Source organism: Chryseobacterium sp. A321, from assembly GCF_054489265.1.
Genome location: NZ_JBTMWZ010000001.1, coordinates 2,237,261 through 2,256,379, shown reverse-complemented (window position 1 = coordinate 2,256,379; position 19,119 = coordinate 2,237,261). Strand labels below are relative to the sequence as shown.

15 protein-coding genes are annotated in these 19,119 nt (G+C 41.1%); 4 read left to right on the top strand and 11 right to left on the bottom strand.

Translation table 11 applies throughout. The features are described 5' to 3' along the window. The first annotated feature begins 54 nt into the window (after positions 1-54). The 4 genes from polA to ACX3PZ_RS10460 all read left to right on the top strand — a co-directional run bounded on the left by polA (position 55) and on the right by ACX3PZ_RS10460 (position 7,515). Entirely contained in the window at positions 55-2,892 is a 2,838-nt protein-coding gene (polA, locus tag ACX3PZ_RS10475) for a DNA polymerase I (RefSeq protein ID WP_459084385.1), read from the top strand. A 63-nt stretch (positions 2,893-2,955) separates the two neighbouring features. Beyond that, positions 2,956-5,814 (top strand): M16 family metallopeptidase, encoded by a 2,859-nt coding sequence (locus tag ACX3PZ_RS10470; protein WP_459084384.1) that lies wholly within the window; start codon positions 2,956-2,958, stop codon positions 5,812-5,814. A gap of 130 nt (positions 5,815-5,944) precedes the next feature. Continuing rightward, a complete protein-coding gene (locus ACX3PZ_RS10465; protein WP_459084383.1) occupies positions 5,945-6,412 on the top strand; it encodes a nucleoside deaminase in 468 nt (155 codons plus the stop codon). Positions 6,413-6,681: 269 nt separating this feature from the next. Continuing rightward, complete coding sequence (locus tag ACX3PZ_RS10460) at positions 6,682-7,515, top strand: TerC family protein (protein ID WP_459084382.1); 834 nt, start codon at positions 6,682-6,684, stop codon at positions 7,513-7,515. Positions 7,516-7,732: 217 nt separating this feature from the next. Here ACX3PZ_RS10460 and ACX3PZ_RS10455 read toward each other — a convergent pair whose 3' ends face one another. From ACX3PZ_RS10455 to ACX3PZ_RS10405, 11 genes are all read right to left on the bottom strand, one after another. After that, complete coding sequence (locus ACX3PZ_RS10455; RefSeq protein ID WP_459084381.1) at positions 7,733-8,617, bottom strand: flavin reductase family protein; 885 nt, start codon at positions 8,615-8,617, stop codon at positions 7,733-7,735. A 51-nt stretch (positions 8,618-8,668) separates the two neighbouring features. Beyond that, positions 8,669-9,916, bottom strand: a complete 1,248-nt coding sequence (fahA, locus tag ACX3PZ_RS10450) for a fumarylacetoacetase (RefSeq protein WP_459084380.1) — start codon at positions 9,914-9,916, stop codon at positions 8,669-8,671. Between the two features lie 102 nt (positions 9,917-10,018). Further along, positions 10,019-10,465, bottom strand: coding sequence for a hypothetical protein (locus tag ACX3PZ_RS10445; RefSeq protein WP_459084379.1), 447 nt, complete (start codon positions 10,463-10,465; stop codon positions 10,019-10,021). Positions 10,466-10,515: 50 nt separating this feature from the next. Further along, the gene (hppD, locus tag ACX3PZ_RS10440; protein ID WP_459084378.1) at positions 10,516-11,646 is read right to left on the bottom strand and encodes a 4-hydroxyphenylpyruvate dioxygenase; all 1,131 of its coding nucleotides are present in this window, start codon (positions 11,644-11,646) and stop codon (positions 10,516-10,518) included. A gap of 270 nt (positions 11,647-11,916) precedes the next feature. Further along, the gene (locus ACX3PZ_RS10435; protein WP_459084377.1) at positions 11,917-13,194 is read right to left on the bottom strand and encodes an acetyl-CoA hydrolase/transferase family protein; all 1,278 of its coding nucleotides are present in this window, start codon (positions 13,192-13,194) and stop codon (positions 11,917-11,919) included. A 122-nt stretch (positions 13,195-13,316) separates the two neighbouring features. Further along, positions 13,317-14,504 carry a homogentisate 1,2-dioxygenase gene (locus ACX3PZ_RS10430; RefSeq protein WP_459084375.1) on the bottom strand — a complete coding sequence of 396 codons (1,188 nt, stop codon included), beginning with the start codon at positions 14,502-14,504 and terminating at the stop codon, positions 13,317-13,319. Between the two features lie 294 nt (positions 14,505-14,798). Beyond that, a complete protein-coding gene (locus tag ACX3PZ_RS10425) occupies positions 14,799-15,347 on the bottom strand; it encodes a hypothetical protein (protein WP_459084374.1) in 549 nt (182 codons plus the stop codon). Between the two features lie 14 nt (positions 15,348-15,361). After that, positions 15,362-15,796, bottom strand: coding sequence for a hypothetical protein (locus ACX3PZ_RS10420; protein WP_459084372.1), 435 nt, complete (start codon positions 15,794-15,796; stop codon positions 15,362-15,364). 12 nt (positions 15,797-15,808) lie between these two features. Further along, positions 15,809-16,612, bottom strand: coding sequence for a lysophospholipid acyltransferase family protein (locus ACX3PZ_RS10415; RefSeq protein WP_459084371.1), 804 nt, complete (start codon positions 16,610-16,612; stop codon positions 15,809-15,811). Positions 16,613-16,640: 28 nt separating this feature from the next. Continuing rightward, positions 16,641-17,270 (bottom strand): NUDIX hydrolase, encoded by a 630-nt coding sequence (locus ACX3PZ_RS10410; protein WP_459084370.1) that lies wholly within the window; start codon positions 17,268-17,270, stop codon positions 16,641-16,643. Between the two features lie 118 nt (positions 17,271-17,388). Then, the gene (locus ACX3PZ_RS10405; RefSeq protein WP_459084369.1) at positions 17,389-18,945 is read right to left on the bottom strand and encodes an Rne/Rng family ribonuclease; all 1,557 of its coding nucleotides are present in this window, start codon (positions 18,943-18,945) and stop codon (positions 17,389-17,391) included. Between the last annotated feature and the right edge of the window lie 174 nt (positions 18,946-19,119).

The following is a 19,119-nucleotide window of genomic DNA, read 5'->3' as shown; positions in this document are numbered from 1 at the left end:
AAAGACGGTTTATAAGCAAAGGTTGCTGAACTAGTTTTGTTTATCTTTGTCCCTATGTCACAACCACACGATAAACGTCTTTTTTTAGTGGATGCTTTTGCCATGATATTTCGTGGCTACTACGCGCTCATCCGAAGCCCTAGAGTAACAAGTACAGGCATTGATACGTCTGCAATTTTCGGGTTTACCAACTCTCTAATCGAGCTTATCCGTAAGCAGAATCCAACGCACTTGGCAGTGGTTTTTGACGTGGGAAAGGCGAGTGTCAGAACAGAGCAATATGCCGAGTACAAAGCCAACCGCAGTGAGACGCCCGAGGCAATTAAAATTGCCGTTCCGTATATTCATCGAATTTTAGAAGCGATGCATGTGCCCATTTTAGGTATAGAAGGGTATGAAGCAGATGATGTAATTGGGACCATTGCATGCAAGGCTGAAAAGCAGGGGTATACCACTTACATGGTAACTCCTGACAAGGACTTTGCGCAGTTGGTCACGGAAAATATAAAAATCTACAAGCCGGGTTCCCGGGGAGCTGATTTTGAGATCTTAGGAGTCGAGCAGGTAAATGAAAAATACGGGATTAAAGATCCAAAGCAAGTGATAGACTTTCTTGCCATGATGGGAGATGCCGTAGACAATATACCTGGGCTAGAAGGCGTTGGGGAGAAAACAGCAATGAAGTTTTTGCAAACCTACGGGAGCCTTGAAAATCTTTTAGACCACACCCATGAATTGAAAGGAAAACTAAGAGAAAAGGTGGAGAATTCGGCGGAGCGTGGGCGACTTTCCAAGACGCTTGCCACGATTATTTGCGATGTGCCCATCGATTTTGACCATGAGAAGTACGACCTGGAAACTCCTGATTTTGAGAAAGTAAGAGAAGTGTTTGATGAGATTGAATTCAGAAGACTCTACGAAACTCTATACCGAACTTTTGCCCCTCAAAGCACCACGGAAACGAGTGCGATTTTACCGGAATCTACACCTAATAAGAAAGCTTCAATTGTGAATCCGGCGCATGGGGTACAGCTTGATCTGTTTGCTGATTTTGAGCAGCTAGAAAGGGCCACATCAAGTAAACTGACTTTAGAAGAGAATGATCATTTCTACCAAACCATAGACTCTCCCAAGATGCAGCGTGTCTTAGTGCAAAATTTGCTCTCGCAAAAGGCGGTCAGTTTTGATACGGAAACGACTTCACTCGATGAATTGCATGCTCAAATGGTGGGGCTTAGCTTTAGCTATAAAAAAGGATTAGGCTATTACATTCCTATTTCCTCGGATCTAACCCAGGCCAGAGCGACCCTCGCACTCTTTCAGCCCTTCTTTGAAAGCAAAGAAGTCATTAAGATTGCACACAATTTAAAATACGACTACAAAATACTAACCCGCTACGGGATTCAATTTGAGGGTCCTTTGTTTGACACCATGATCGCTCATTACCTGTTAAACCCAGACGGGAGACACGGGATGGACTATTTGTCGGAAATGTACCTAAACTACGAACCTGTGCCCCTCGAGCGGTTAATTGGGAAAAAAGGGAAGAATCAATTGTCTTTTGCCGATCTCGATATACAAACTCAAACTTCGTACGCAAGTGAAGATGCAGATGTCACGTTTCAATTGTATGAACTTTTTGCACCTCAATTGGTTACGGAAGGGCTAGACTCTGTCTTTGAAACTATAGAAATGCCCCTTTTAAAAGTTCTAGCAGGTATGGAGCTAGAAGGAATCCTATTAGACCAAGCGTGGCTCGAAAAGGAAAGTCAAGATCTAGAATCGGATTTGCGTGGTTTAGAACGTCAGATTTTTGAACTTGTCGATCAGGAGTTTAATCTGAATTCTCCTCGTCAGCTCGGGGAAATCTTATTTGATAAACTCGAGTTAGATGCGAAAGCAAAGAAAACCAAGACCGGACAATATGCTACTTCCGAAGAGGTTTTGCAGAAACTTTTAGGGAAACATGAGGTGATTAAACCCATTTTGGAATACAGAACTTTACAGAAGCTAAAATCGACCTATGTCGATGCACTTCCAACGCAAATTGATCCCGTGGATCAACGTGTTCATACGCGTTTTTCACAAACCACAGCCGCCACCGGAAGACTTGCTTCGCTTAATCCAAACCTTCAAAATATTCCCATTCGAACCCTTCGAGGGCAGCAGATCCGTGGAGCTTTTGTGGCGAAACCCGGATGCAAGATTCTGGCGGCAGACTACTCTCAAATTGAGCTTCGACTGATTGCGGAGATTTCAGATGAGACCAATATGCTGAAGGCTTTTCAAGAAGGGGAAGACATTCACGCGGCGACCGCTGCGAAGCTTTTTGATTTGCCAATTCAGGAGGTATCAAAATCTCAGAGAAGCCAAGCCAAAACGGTGAACTTTGGTATTATTTATGGACAAGGTGCCTTCGCATTGGCGGAGCAAACAGGACTTTCGAGAAAAGAAGCGAAAGCGATGATTGAGGCCTATTATGAATCCTACCCGAAATTAAAAGCTTGGATGGCAAGCCAGGTCGAGAATGCGAAAGCAAAAGGATTTGTCACCACTCTCATGGGACGTAAACGCCATTTGAAAGATATTAATTCTGCCAATTTTGTGGTCAGAGCACATTCGGAAAGAAATGCAGTCAACGCTCCCATTCAAGGGTCAGCAGCGGACATTATAAAGCTGGCAATGATCCGAATCGATCAAAAATTGAAAGAACAGAATTTAGAAACCAAAATGCTCTTGCAAGTGCACGACGAATTAGTGTTTGAAGTTCCTGAGAATGAACTCGAGTTGACCACAGAACTCGTGCGCCACGAAATGGAAAATGCGGTGGAAACGGCGGTTCCTTTAACCGTTGAGATAGGCGTTGGCAATACGTGGCTAGAGGCCCATTAAATTTAAAAAACAAACAAAATAGGGGGCTACATCAAAAAGTGCCCCTTTTGACGATAGATTAGTATGACACAATACGAAGAAAAATACACAACCGACGCAAACGGCTACACCTACGAATGGATCGAAAATGACGCCCACAAGGTGAGACTTTATACGCTAAAAAATGGACTTCAAGTTTATTTGGCAAGCAACTCAGAGCACCCGAGAATTCAAACCTATATCGCGGTCCGTACAGGAAGTAACCGAGATCCTAAGGACAATACGGGGCTTGCCCATTATCTCGAACATATGCTTTTCAAGGGAACCTCTAAGATCGGTACTTTAGATTGGGAGAAAGAATCCTTGTTAATCAATCAAATTTCAGAACTATACGAAGAGCATAAAAAGGCTTCTCCTGAAAATAAAAAGGAAATCTACAAGCAGATCGATGCACTTTCTCATAAGGCAAGTAGCTATGCGATTGCAGGAGAATACGACAAACTGGTCTCCTCTTTAGGGGCAACCGGAACCAATGCACATACATGGCTTGATGAAACGGTTTACAAAAATGCAATCCCTTCCAATGAATTAGAGCGATGGCTTAAAGTGGAGCGAGAGCGATTTGGAGAATTGGTTCTTCGTCTCTTTCATACCGAATTAGAAACGGTATACGAAGAGTTTAACCGAGCGCAAGATCAAGACTCTCGCCAGGTGAACGATACGATGATGAGTTTGCTGTTCCCTACCCATCCAAACGGACAGCAAACGACCTTAGGAAAGGCAGTGCATTTGAAGAATCCTTCCATGAAGGCGATTCATGCTTATTTTGATCAGTATTATGTACCGAACAATTATGCCATGGTTCTTGTAGGCGATCTTCAATTCGAGGAAACCATTGAAATGGTGGATCAATATTTCGGAACCTTTACGCCCGTGGAGCTCCCTGATGATGAGGAAATTGTAGAACAGCCTCTCACTGAGATTCAGACTTCTGTGATTCAAAGTCCTTCTTCTCCAAGACTGCATTTAGGATGGAGGACGCCGAGTTACGGTACTCGAGCGTATTATCTTGTAGACATGATTTCAAGTTTACTGACCAATCGTGGGGAAGTAGGACTTCTGGATTTGGATGTGAATAACAAGCAAAAAGCCCTCTATGCAGGTGCTTATGCCATGGGGTTCAAACATTACGGAATGATTTCGTTGGTTTTAGTACCGAAAGAAAATCAAAGTCTTGAGCAGGGGAAAGCACTGCTTTTCGAGGCGCTAGAAAAAATAAAAAAGGGTGAGTTTCCGGATTGGATGCTTTGGGCCATTGTCAATGATTTTAAACTTCAACAAATTAAAGGTTTAGAGTCCTCCGATGGGCTTGCAACCAATCTCTATCAAACCTATATTCGAGGGCAGTCTTGGAAGCAAGAACTTGAGGAACTTTCTATCTATGAGTCCATCACCAAGCAGGAGATTATGGAATTTGCCAATGAATTTTTCATTGATAATTACGTAGAGATTTTCAAAGAAAAAGGAGCAAATCCTGACCTCATTCGGGTGGAAAATCCAGGCATTACACCGGTAGAATTGAACCAAGAAGCTCAGAGTGAATTTGCGAAATCACTTCTTCACATGGAGAGTTCACAAATTGAACCTGAGTTCATCGATTACAAAGCAAAAATCACAACCCGAAATGCAAACGGGAAAACACTGAGCTATGTGAAGAATCCTCTGAACGAAAGGGCGCAACTCTTCTATATTTTTCCAATGGGGAAAGATCATGACAAAACCCTGGAGCTTGCTATTTATCTCCTTCAGTATTTGGGGACCTCGAAATATAGCAATGAAGCCTTAAAATTAGAATTTTTCAAGCTAGGGATCACATTTGATTTCCAAATTACTTCGGATGAATTGAGCATTGTTCTTTCAGGCCTGGAACAGAACTTAAATGAGGGAATTCGTCTTTTAAACCATTGGATTAAGGAGCTTGAAGCGGACCAAAACGTGTATCTGGAATTTGTTCAAAGCATTGTGGAAAGTCGTGAAGTGGCTAAGAATGACAAAGGAAAGATAAGTAGTGCCCTTAGGAGCTATGCGAAATTCGGCAAAAATTCACGTCTGAGAGATGTGATATCAAAAGAAGATCTCGAAGCTCTTTCCTGCGTTGAAATTGTGCAAAACACGAAGTCCCTGTTTTCCTTTCCGTACGAACTGTTTTTCTACGGGAATGATTTGGAAGCCTTTGTTCGTTATATTACCCCATTTATCGAGCCAGAGACGAGGGGAATACCCAAGCCTCAAACCTACGATACTCCGAAAGGTGAGGGTATTTTATATTTTGTTAATTACGATATGGTCCAGGTTGAACTTTCCAAAGTAGGAAGGTCAGAAGTGGTGAATCCGAAAACCTTTGGAATCGCAAATGTATTTAATGAATATTTTGGCAGTGGTCTTTCAAGTATTGTTTTCCAAGAGATTCGGGAGCGTAAAAGTTTAGCGTATTCTGCTTATGCTCAGTACCAAACGGCAAATCGCATAGGCGAGCCCGATTATTTGCTTAGTTTTTTAGGAACGCAAAGTGATAAATTGAGTATAGCTCTCAATTCAATGGATCAGTTAATGAAAGAACTTCCTTACTATAAGTCCCAATTCGAGAGCTCAAAATCCCAGGCGCTTAAGCGGATTGCTTCCGGAAGGATTCGACGCAGTGCGATATTCAGTAATCACCATCGACTAAAGAAACTAGGCGTCGATTATGACATTCGAGAAGAGATGTACAAACAAATTGAAAGTTTAACGTTTGAACAATTAGCCTCCTTCTACCAAGACCGAATTAACGGTCTGAAGTACAATATGGCATTGATTGGAAACCGAAAGGAACTAGATTTTTCTGAACTTGAAACCCTAGGGACAGTAGTCGAGCTAGATTTAGATGAATTATTTAATTTCTAGACGCTATTTAAGTTAGAAAGAATTAACCTGCGAAGCCATTTTGGCTTTGCAATAGAATTGATGTACCCAAGTTTAGGGCTAAGAAAGTCTTGGTTTTTTACGTTGCTGCTATTTTTCAAAAGAAAGGACTATGGAAAAGGATCGAATGTATATGCATGAATGCATTGAGCTCGCAAAAATGGCACTAGAAAATGGGAATCCACCTGTTGGGTCTTTGCTTGTGCATGAGCATCAAATCATCGGTAGAGGAATAGAGTCTGGGAAATCCTCCGGTGATATAACAAAGCATGCGGAGATTCTAGCCATACAAGACGCGTTGAAAAATGGCTTTGCAGAGGCTTTGCCTCATTGCATTTTGTACTCGACTCATGAACCTTGTCTTATGTGCTCTTATGTGATTAGACACCATCAAATTGGAAGAATTAGATTTGGATTGCACGTGCCTCTTCTAGGGGGCCAATCTTCAGAGTTTAAAATTCTTGAAACCGAAACGATTCCCAAATGGGGTAGAAGGCCAGAGATTAAAAGCGGTTTGTTGAAACACGAATGTGAAATCTTAAACGATCAATTCACAGAGTATCTTTCAAATTTAGAGTAGGTGATCGCTCGCAAACTCATGCAGGTTGTTCACAAGGGAAATAGGCTTTCCTACGCTTTGAAAATCCTTAGTTAAAGGGATTATACAAACTTGGTATTAAACTGCTGTCCTATATAGTGGTATATCATGCATAAAGGCAATCTTCTGCCATTTTTCCTTCTGTGCTTAAAGCAAAATAAATATTGATTTACGAAGAAAAAAGAGGAAGTAAAATAGTATGTATTTCAATGAGATAAATTATCTTCGAAGCTTAAATTAAGATCATAAAAATGGATTTATTTGCTGCTCTAGACTGGCCCAATTTCGCGGATCCTCAAATTTGGGTTTCTCTATTGACTTTGACCTTTTTAGAAATTGTTCTGGGAGTTGACAATATTATTTTCATCTCTATTATATCCGATAAATTACCAAAAGAAAGAAGAAGATTCGCACGGAATATTGGACTTGCGTTTGCCATGATTTTCCGGATTGTTCTCCTTTTAATGATTAGTTGGATCATCGGTTTGAAAGATCCCGTGCTCACACTTGACTGGTTTATGGAGCCCAATGGAGAAGGTCAGTTGGCATTAAGTTGGAAAGATTTGATTCTATTGGCGGGAGGTATTTTCCTGATAGGTAAGAGTACATTTGAAATTCATTCGAAGATGCAATTCCAAGAACATGAAGTAAGTTCTACTACAAAGTCCGGTGTTAGTGGCCTTTTGACCATGGTCATTTTACAAATCATCCTGATTGACATGGTATTCTCGCTCGATTCCATTCTAACTGCAATTGGCCTTGTGGATAACGTAATGCTTATGATTATTGCGGTCGTGATTTCCATGGGAATTATGATGCTCTTTGCCGGTCCAATTTCTGCCATTATTAATAAGCATGCCAGCCTGCAAATGCTAGCGTTGGCCTTCTTGGTTGTGATTGGGGTAATGCTTGTCGCCGAAGGTATACATCAACATGTTAGTAAAAATATTATTTACTCCTGTTTGGCATTTAGTCTTGTCGTTGAAGTGCTTAATATTCGTTTCCGGAGCCGCGCCGAGAACCTCAGAAAAATTAGTCCTGAACTCGAAAAGAATTTTGAAATCAAGGATTCGGAGAATCCATAGAGTAGAATCGTATCCTCTCAAATGGATACAGATCCTAGAAAAGCCAATGAATTCGACTTAAGCCAAAATGCATTGGGAAATATTCATTATAAAGTCTGTTCCATATCCTATACGTACAGAATAGTAGAGCATGGAGATCCTAGAAAGAAATAAAAATTCCCTCTACATAATTTACGTGAGGGAACCTTTAGAGGGTAAAGAAATGCGTACGCGAGTCTTATTTCTTAATGATGCTAAATATGTGTCGCAGAATATCTAATTTTTGATCTTCGTCGGTTGTGGGACGTCCAAGCGTTTTCCAAGCCTGCTCGACCTCTCCCTCAAGGAGAAGAGCCTGCGCTTTAAGGTGAATTTCTTTGTCTGCTGAAAAATGACCTTCCGGAACGGTCTCCACATTGGCAAGCAAGGCCAAATCGTTTCCTGTAAGTACTGTACTCGTTAAAATGACTTTGGGTAAGTTGTCAAACCCAATTCCTTTTTTAGTTAAAGGTTTTGGGACTTTAAATAAGTTGGCCTCATTGTTTCGACCGTAATAGGGACCGCCGAGGCGAGAAACGAGATCTAATTTCATTTGGTCTAGTCTTCCTTTCGAATCCAAGTATTTTGGATCTATGTGAATATGTTCCACTTGGCAGATCACCAAGTTCCCAGAGCCCCCTTCCGAGCCTAAGGATTGAACGATAAGAACACGGCATTCAAAATTAACTGGGCATTCCGCAATGAGTTTAGGTTTTACTTTTACACCCTCCATCATCGTAAAACCTGCTTTCACAAATTCATTAACGCCTTCTTCGTATTCCGTGGAACTGAGACTCACCTGTTGAACGATGTCGTAATTTACAATCCCAATTACAACCTCATTCGTTTCAATGATATTTTCTAAGGTATGTTTTGTTGTGTTGTCACGAACTCTTCTTGAGGGCGAAAATACAAGAATGGGCGGGACCGTAGAAACCATATTGAAAAAGCTGAAAGGGGATAAGTTGGGTTCCCCTTTTTTATTAATCGTAGAGGCAAGGGCAATAGGCCTAGGCGCAATTGCCGTTTGCATTAAGGTTTGGAGATCTTGCGAACTTAAGTCTTTTGGATCAATTGTTTTCAAAGAAATTGTTTTTATAGATTAGAGAAGGGTATAGGTCTACCCATGACCCGTTTATTTTGCGGGAAGTATCGTTCCCACAACTTCCCCAAAGCCGACACGAATGCCGTCTTTTTCTGCCCAACCACGCATGGATACCGTGTCATGATCCTCTAGGAATTTTCGTTTCTGCCCGTCGTTCAGCACAAGGGGCTTTTCTCCGCGGTACGTAAGCTCAAGCATAGAACCAAAAGAATCCGGTTCCGTGCCCGAGATCGTTCCGGAAGCATACAAGTCGCCTACTTCGACATTGCATCCATTGACCGTATGATGAGCAAGCTGTTGAGCCATATTCCAGTACATCGTCTTGAAATTGGTTTGGGTAAGAATTACTTCGGTGCCTTTGTCCGGAGTAAGCCCCACTTCTAGGTTAATATCAAAGTTCTTTTTGCCAGAAGATCTTAAATACTCTAATACTTCTGGTTCTTGTTTCGGAGATTCCGTTCGGAATGGGTCTAAAGCTTCAAGTGTCACCACCCAAGGGGAGATCGAACTTGCGAAATTCTTAGCAAGGAAGGGACCTAAGGGAACGTATTCCCAAGATTGAATATCCCGAGCTGACCAGTCGTTAAAGAGTACTAAACCAAAGATGGCATCCTCAGCTTGTTCGACACTAATGTGATCGCCCATCTCGGTGTTTTGGTTTACAATAAACCCGAGTTCTAACTCAAAGTCAAGTTGGTTACACGGTCCAAAGGTAGGAAGTGGTTCTGTTTTCGCTTTGGTTTGCCCTTTGGGCCTAATGATTTCAGTTCCTGAAACCACAATGGAAGAAGCTCTTCCGTGGTAAGCAACCGGCAAATGTTTCCAATTTGGAAGAAGTGCATTCTCGGGATCGCGGAATAACTTTCCTACGTTTGTGGCATGTTCAATGCTAGAGTAAAAATCCGTGTAATTTGCTACATGCACTGGCATAAGCATTTTTACTTGGTCTAGGTTGAAAAAGCATTCTTCAATGCTTTTTTCGTCCTTCGAAAGAGAAGATCCCTCCAAAAGCAGAGACTGAATTTTTTCTCGTATGCTTTTTGTGATGGGTTTGCCTAGTTCAATGAGTTCATTAAGTGTGTAGGCTTCAAATATATTGTCCTGAAGTCCATCTACGTCATTGAAATAGCCGAAATCATATAAGGTGGCCAGGTCAATGACAATGTCTCCAATTCGGGTTGCGCAGGCGATGTATTCTTTATCGAAAACGGCCACACCAAACGGAATGTTGTGTATAGAGAAGTCTGAATTTTCAGGATAGGATACGAATGATTTCATAAGTTAAATTTAGAACTTAAATATATAAAAAAAAGTTCATAACCTCGAAGGGTTATGAACCTGCTTTTTCTTAGATGTATAAAGCCTTTACAGCCTTCTACTTTACGGATAGCTAATCCATCGATCTTTGGTGTTTACATCGACCAAAACCAAGGTGTTATCCTTTTCCATTGCAACAAAGTTTTTTGCGATGGGAAGTGGTAGTTTATTTCCTTCAAGTTCATCAAATCGAAAGGAAAGAACCCCCGAATCGGATTTGATCACATCTCCTGAAAAGACATTGGAACTACTCTTTTTTAAAGCTTTGTCATCAAATACTTCGACATATGTTGCTTGATTACCGGTCACGCTTATAATTTGACGTTCTGTATGGTCTTCGAAATCTTTGATTAAAACAAATTTTTGAGCCTCTAAATCGACGTTCTTGAGCGATTTGAATCCCGGATTTTGCTTTTTCAATTTGGCTAGACGGTAATTCGCTTTCTCGAACTGTGCGTGCACATTTCCGAAAGCTAAAAATATACCTATCATTAATAATAGTTTTCTCATTGTGTTACTTTTTACCTCAATAAGATTACAAATATCAATCCAAACCAATTTTAAAGATTTCCTCGTAATTCCTGTTCGCGTTCTAAAGCTTCAAAAAGTGCTTTGAAATTTCCTGCACCAAAGCTTTGTGCTCCGTGTCGTTCGATGATTTCAAAAAAGAGAGTCGGTCTATCCTCAACCGGTTTTGTGAAGATTTGAAGTAAATACCCTTCCTCATCGTGGTCAATTAGAATTCCGAGATCTTGGAGTTTTCTTAAATCTTCGTCAATTTCTCCTACTCGGGTTGGTACCATTTCATAATAGGCTTCCGGTGGAGGCGACAGGAATTCGACGCCTCGAGCTTTAAGATCGGTGACCGTTCGAATGATATCTTTTGTAGCCACAGCAATGTGTTGTACACCTTCGTCTTCGTAATAGTCAAGGTATTCCTCTACTTGTGATTTCTTTTTGCCTTCTGCAGGCTCGTTAATTGGGAACTTTGCAAACCCGTTTCCGTTGCTCATCACTTTTGACATTAAGGCGGAATATTCTGTATTGATCTGTTTGTCGTCGAAACTAAGTATATTGACAAAGCCCATTACTTCCTCATACCATTTTACTACGGGAAGCATACGATTCCACCCCACGTTGCCTACACAATGGTCTACATAAAGTAGGCCTACTTCACTTGGATTGTAGGTCGATTCCCACTTGCGATACCCTGGCATAAAGAGTCCAGAATAGTTTTTTCGCTCTACAAACATATGCACGGTTTCTCCGTACGTATAGACGCCAGAACGAACCACTTCGCCCTGTTCGTCTTGAATGGTGGTTGGTTCTAAGTAAGGTTTAGCCCCTCTTTTGGTGGTTTCCTCAAACGCACTCGTTGCATCGTCAACCCAAAGGGCTAGGATTTTGACTCCGTCCCCATGCTTTTTTACATGTTCATTAATTGGAGAGTCTGATTTTAATCCTGTAGTTAAAACCAGTCTTATTTTGCCCTGTTGCAAAACGTAGCTTGCACGGTCTCTTACGCCTGTTTCCGGTCCCGCATAGGCGACACTTTGGAATCCAAATGCCGTTTTGTAAAAGTGCGCTGCTTGTTTTGCATTGCCCACATAGAATTCAATGTAATCTGTCCCATTGATAGGAAGGAAGTTTTCTGCTTTTGCAATTTTTTCTGCAAAGGTTAAATTTGACATATAAGGGTAGTTCTTTGAAGTTTGATTGCCCTAATTTAAACAAATAATCTGAAACTTTAAAGGGTTGATTTCTTGTCTTTTGAGAATCGTTTGGTTGCTTTTTTTATAGGTCCACTGGAACTTGAATTCTTTCTGCGCCAAGTAAGTCAACGCAAAATAAAACTGCGTTGCAATGAGTTTCCGCTAGAAATGGCGGTGCAAGTATCTACTTGGGGGGGTAAATGAAGAGTATAAAAAAGGCAGTTTAAAAAAACTGCCTTTTGAAAAGGTTTAATTCTGTTTGAATCGCTCAAAAACGGCCCGCTCTAGCATGTCACGATCGTCCGGATGGGCAATGCTGATAAGCAGTTGTGCTCTTTGTCGAAGATTTTTTCCATAAAGATTGACAGCGCCGTATTCCGTGACAACCCAGTGCATATGCCCTCTAGTGGTCACAACTCCTGCTCCTAATTTCAGGTGAGGCACAATCCGTGGAATTCCTTTTTTCGTTCTTGAGGAAATGGCAATGATTGGTTTTCCTCCTTCACTAAGAGCTGCTCCTCTCATGAAGTCCATTTGACCTCCAATTCCGCTAAACTGAAACGTTCCGATAGAGTCGGCGCAAACCTGTCCGGTCAAATCGACTTCGATCGCGGAGTTGATCGCGGTCATTTTGTGGTTTTTCATGATGTTGATAGGGTAGTTCACGTGCTTCACATCTAAAAATGTGATGGAGGGATTGTCGTCCACAAAATCATACAGTCGGCGCGTCCCAAAGCAAAAGCTGGTAATGGTTTGGTTGTTGTGAGTACCTTTGTATTTGTTGTTAACTACGTCATTTTTGATAAGATCAATGACCCCGTCGCTTAGCATCTCCGTATGAATACCTAGATCTTTATGATTGCCAAGGCTTTTTAATACCGCATCTGGAATGGTTCCAATCCCCATTTGTAAGGTGGAGCGATCGTCAATTAATTCGGCTACATTCTTTCCAATAAGAAGTTCTTCAGCCCCTACTTTAGCTCCGTAATCCACCGTGAGTAATTCTTCTTCATTCCAAACCGCTTTGCTGATTTTTGAGACGTGGACGTTGCCATCGCCATGCGTACGTGGCATCTTTGGATTCACAACCGCAACGATGATTTTCGCGGTGTCTACAGCACTCCGTGCTACATCCACTGAGGTTCCTAAAGTGCAATATCCATGTTGGTCTGGGGGAGAAACGGTGATGAGTGCGACATCAATCGGTAAGTATCCGTCGCGAAATAAAATAGGAATTTCACTTAAGAATACAGGAACGTAATCGCCATGCTCGGAATTGACTGCCTGACGAACAGGAGTAGAGGTGAACAAAGAGTTGATATAAAAGCTATCCTTGTACTGTTCTTTTGCCACTTCCATGTTCCCTTGTTGTGTAATGGAGACAAACTCGACGTTGCGTAGCTCGGGAGCTCTTTCGGCAAGAGCATCTAGAAGAATATTTGGTGTACAGGCACTTCCGTGAGAAAAGACGCGGTTTCCACTGTGAATGACAGAAACTGCTTCTTGAGGACTTACATAGTTAAGCATGATAGTAAATTTTGTTTAGTTGCTGAATTTATGAGCTATTTCAAAGATACGGGATTTAAGGCGCAAAGGAAAGATGATATTTGTCAAACGAGGCCTATGTTTCATCAAAGATATCACACTCATTATTCCATCAGACGGTCCTTAATATTGTTTTCAGGAGAGTCAAGCCAGGACGTCATGTAGGAAGGATCCTCCACTTTTAAGGCTTCTTCCGTGAGTTTAAGAGGGCGGAAAGGATCAACCATCACTGCGAATTCATCGGTGAATTTCTTGCCGATGCTGCGCTCCATGGCCCCGGGATGAGGTCCGTGCACAATCCCACCGGGATGCAGGGTGAAATCCATCAAATCAATATGGTTCCGACTCATAAAATCGCCCTCTGTATAGAAGAGCACTTCGTCACTATCAATGTTGGAATGGTTGTAAGGGGCAGGAATGGACTCGGGGTGATAATCATACATTCTAGCCACAAAGGAGCAAACTACAAAATTATGTGCTTGGAAATTCTGATGAACAGGCGGGGGTTGGTGGATTCTGCCTGTAATAGGCTCGAAATTCTTGATGTTAAACTTGTAGGGGTAGAAAAATCCATCCCAACCTACGACGTCAAAAGGATGAGTCGCATAGGTGAAATCCCAAATTTGATCCTGTTTCTTTACTTTAATTAAAAAATCGCCAATCTGATCTACCGGGGTCTCTAGCTTTGGAGTCGTAATGTCTCGCTCACAGAAAGGTGAATGTTCTAAAAGTTGACCAAATTCATTCCGATAACGCGACGGAGTGGTAATTGGCGAATTGCTTTCTAAAATGAAAAATACATTGGTGTCCGTGTCAAAATCAAGTTGATAGATCGTTCCCCTAGGTAAGATTAAATAATCTCCAAATTCAAAGTTTAAATTCCCTAAGAATGTTTTTAATGTGCCCGATCCTTCGTGCACATAAAGTAGTTCATCGCAGTGGGCATTTTTGTAAAAATAATCCATGGAATGGCGCGGTTTGGCAAGTCCCATTTTAAGATCATCGTTCACCATTAGAAATTTACGACTTTCAAGAAAGTCATCTTCAGGCGTTACGTTCATTCCCTTAAACATTCGCGGGGTTACATTCCTTGCCACTGCTATTTTGGGAGCTACATCTTTTGGTTCTCCAATCGTTTTGATTTGAGTGGGTCGATGCAAATGGTAAAGCAGAGAGGAAATGCCGTGAAAGCCTTCTGTGCCGAAAAGTTGTTCGTAATAGAACGAGTCCGATTCGGATTTAAAAACCGTATGTCTTTTTGGGGGAATTTTCCCTTCTTGAATGTAATGCATGATACAAAGTTTGATTCTTGTAAATTTAATTAAAATTTTGGATTCCTTGACTTCGGCTTGTATTTGGAAAGGAATGAGGCTTCTAATAACTTGAAAGTTTGTTTGCAGGCAAAAAGTGCTAAAAGGAGGCACGCTAAAGAGGACTTTCAATTCAGCACTTTCGTTTCCTAAGGCGCCATGCTTTTCAGCGTGCTCGTTTAAAAGAGAACTTAAAAAACTGCCTGTCTCCAAAGGAAACAGGCAGGAAAATTTACTTTAAGTTTAAGGAAAGCCTAAGACTTTGTAGATCTATCCTTAGGATTGCATTTCAAAGGCCATTAGCGCTTCATAGAATTCCTCTTCCATGATTCCTAGGTGCTGCAAAAGGTGCTGGAGTCCCTCCAAATGTTCAATAAGGATTTCATCTTCTAGCGTCAAGGGAATTGATCCAATGGAGGTTTTTAAATAATGGGACTCAAGAATCGAAACCTCATAGGGAATCTTTCGAAAAAAACTTGGTGCTGTTTTTAACTCCTTATGAAGCTCTAAGGCCTTGGCCGGATACACTAGGATTCCGCCATTTACAATTTGGTTGAGTAGAGTTTGATACTGCTTATATAAGGGCGAAGTAGTCACAAGAACTATATTGGGCTCGAACTCAGCTGCTTTTTCTAAGTTTTGATGTTCTACCAAAACGAAATCGCTTCCGGGGCTTTCGACCAGCGATTCCCCTTCCAATTGATAGAAAATCGATTTTTGATTGAATTCAAGAACGTGAATAATGAATTTTGCGATCGATTGGTGATTTGTAACGATCGAGACTCTTGTTTTGTTACTAAAGTCATGCAATGCAGAATTTGACATACGTGGACTACCTTTTATTGTCTTAGTTTTTTGGCCTGGATAAACGATTCAAATGCTTGAATTATTGAATTCCATCTAGCTTGATGTTCTGGAATGATAAAGCTACCATCGTCTTTGAAGAGCTTTTCGTTTGGAGTTTTTACCTTGATCGTGGTGGTGATGTTGTCGTAAACTTTCTTGTAGTCCTCGCGAATTTCTTTGAGTTTACTGGTCTCAATTGCTTTTTGAATGAGAGCTTTCTCTTCATTAGAGATGCTGGTTTTCTTATTGTATTTTTGGTTCTGTCCTTCAAAATAAAAACGAGCCGTGTTTCCTTCAATAAGAAGGTTTTCGTAGATCGGTGCATATCCGCCACTGCGACTATAACTTAATTCGTAGTGCTCAAATACCGACTGGTTTGTACAGCTGTAAAGGCATCCAATCAGTAAAATTAATAGGAGTTTCTTCATGGGTTTGGGTGTTTAAAGACTTGTATTTTGAATTTCGCTTTTGCTACTTCGTTCTTTTTCGTAATCGTGAAGCACATTGAAATCAGGGGTCTGTTCGATGGCTGCCATAATTTTATCTAAGATTTGTTGGGCCGTATCGTTCTCGTAGTCAATGTCAAGCGGCTTTTTGATTTCTAGCGTAGGTTTCACTCCCGTCACTTTGATTTTCAATCCTTTTTTATCAAAAGCCCTTCGAAATCCGTTGATTTTGATGGGAACCACGATGGGTTTTTGTTGTTTAACGAGTTTTGCTGTTCCTTTTCTTCCTTGGGCGAATGCAGCAGTGGTTCCTTGAGGGAAGGTGATGACCCAGCCATTGTCAAGTGCCTTCATGATATTATCCACTTCGCTCATGTCCACCATTCGATTTACGTTTTCTCCTTTTGCACGCCAAGTTCTTTTTACCGTGACGGCACCCGCGAGTTTGAATATCCGAGAAAGAATCCCTTTGTTCATCGTTTCTTCGGCCGCAACGTAATAAAAATCCACTTTGGGATTGAGTAAGTACACTGGGTTTTTAATCGTGTCCAGATAGCCATTGTTGACCGAGCAAAACACATGGTACATGGCTGCCACGTCGGCAAAATAGGTTTGGTGATTGGATACAAAGAGTACGTTTGAATCCGGAAGATCTTTGAAATGCTCAGATCCTGTAATTTTCAATTTATTAAACCCATTAAAACGACGATAAGAAACCATTCCTAAAATAAAAATGATTAGTCGTTTTAGAAAATAGGGAGTACCGAATGCATCGGTAAAAATATTTTTTTTAGCCATTGATTACCTGGTAAAATAGAGTGCGAATTTACAAATTTTTCAGCAAGTGACTAAATTCACTTAGGATCATTGAGGTCGCTCCCCAGATGATATAGCCGTTGAAATTAATGACCGGTACCTTCTGTCCTCTCGAGTCAGGAAGAACCATTAGTTCGGGCGTATCTTTTAGGGTCATAAACGAAGAGACCGGGAATTCGATGAGCTCCATCGCTTCGCTTTTTTGAAGAACAAAGGTAGGGTTCTTTCCCGTATACGATATGTAGGGATACACGTAAAAATTGCTAGGTGGAATGTAAATGGGAGAAATTTCTCGCACAACGCGAATGTAATGAATGTCAATTCCCATTTCTTCACTGGTTTCCCTTTTCGCCGTATGTGCAAAATCCAAATCGTCGGGTTCTCGGCTGCCACCAGGAAGGGAAATCTGCCCGCTGTGTCGATCGTTTATATTATGCGTACGAACCATTAAGGGAAAATGCCACTCTCCGTCTTTAAGGTAAAGAAGTATGTTGACCGCCGCGTACCTTGGATCTCGACTGACGATTTGTTCATGAGTGAAAAGGGGACGGTAAGGAGGGGAGTATCTTGAGTGGGCCGATTCTCCATGTAAATCTGCCTTTTTAATTCGTTCTAGAAAATCTCTACCAAAAACTTGCATTTCACAAATTTAGTCAAAATCTTCGTGCAGAAGTTTTAAGGAAAGGTTAAAATTAGGATCTCACGCAAAAAGGTCCCTACAAGTAGAGACCTTTTTTTTTGCGCTCATGCGCTTATTTTTAGTTCGAGTAACTTGCGATTTCCTCTTTGTTTGCATTGTACAAACGATATTCTAAATACTTAAAACTATCCCTAGGGATAATGGTAACCCATTTTTTATACTTTAGGTACCATTTAGTTTGAATACTCATGATTCCTTTTGTGAGGTAAGCCTCAACGAAAGGGTGAACGTGAAGGTAAAGTTTTCCTTTTTCCTTCTGCATTCTGTTTCTTATGAGCTCTTCCATTCTTTCGACCACGACAATCGGTGCTAAGATCTCACCGTCCGTGTTCGGATTTTGCTCCGCCGTTTTAATTTGCTTCTCAGGTCTCACCCTTTGTCGAGTGATTTGAATCAGTCCAAATTTACTTGGAGGTAAGATTTTATGTCTTGCTTTGTCTCTACGCATTTCCTCACGAAGATGTTCGTAGAGTTGTTTGCGATGATCGGCACTGCTCATGTCAATGAAGTCTACGACAATAATTCCGCCCATGTCTCTTAGCCTAAGTTGTCGAGCTACTTCGGTGGCGGCCATTTTGTTCACACTAAGTGCGTGGTCCTTATTGGTCGTGCTTGAGGCGATATTCGGACCTGAATTTACGTCCACCACATGAAGAGCTTCGGTATGTTCAATGACCAAATAAGCACCCTTTGAGCTTGGAATATTCACGTGTTTACCGAAACTCTGCTTGAGTTGTTTCTCCACATTGTAATATTCTAAGAGTGGGATATGAGAATCGTAATGCTGGACAATGTTCTTTCTTTCCGGGGCAATAACCTCTAGGTAGTGGGTAATTTCCTGGACCATGTTTTCATCATCGGAAATGATTCCGGTGAAATCTTGGTTGAAATTGTCTCGCAAAATAGCAGACGCTCTATCTTCTTCACTTAAAATCTTTGAAGGGACTTTTTGCTTTTGAATGTTTTTGAAAGTCGATTCCCATTTGTGAATCAGCTGGTTCATATCGTTATGAAGCTCAGCGACTTTTTTACCCTCTGCTACGGTGCGAATAATCACACCGAAGCCTTCGGGTTTAATGCTTTCAATTAAGGTACGAAGTCGTTCACGGTCTTCCGCACTTTTGATCTTTTTAGAAATCGAAACTTTGTTGTCAAAAGGAATCAAAACTAAAAATCGGCCCGTTAGGGAGATTTGAGTAGAGATTCGAGGTCCTTTCGTAGAGATGGGTTCTTTCGTGATTTGAATCAGAACCACATCGTCTTTGGACAGCACCTTGTCTATGGTGCCGTATTTGTTAATTTCTTTTTGAACCGGAAAATTTTTGAGGCTAGAAGTTTGATGACGTTTTGCAAACGTATCTTTCAGAAACTTCTGATAACTTAAATAATCGGGTCCTAAATCTTGGTAATGCAAGAATGCGTCTTTCTCGTATCCGATATTGACGAAGGCTGCATTAAGGTTCGGTGCAAGTTTTCTAACTCGAGCTAAAAATAAATCGCCGACACTAAACTCTCTGTTGTCCTCTTCTTCGTGGATTTCAAAAAGCCTACCGTCTTCGAGCATCGCAATTTTCGTGCGCTCATTTTCATGAGAAATGATAAGTTCTTTTTTCATTGCTCTAATTTATTGTTAGACTTGGGTTGATAGGGCTACAAACTGTGTTTAAACAAAAATATAGTTAATGAATAAAGCTTCATCAACTATATTATTATATTGTTCTAGAAAAACTATTTCTTTTTCTTGTGTCTGTTAGCTCTTCTTCTTTTTTTTCTTTTGTGCGTCGCTACC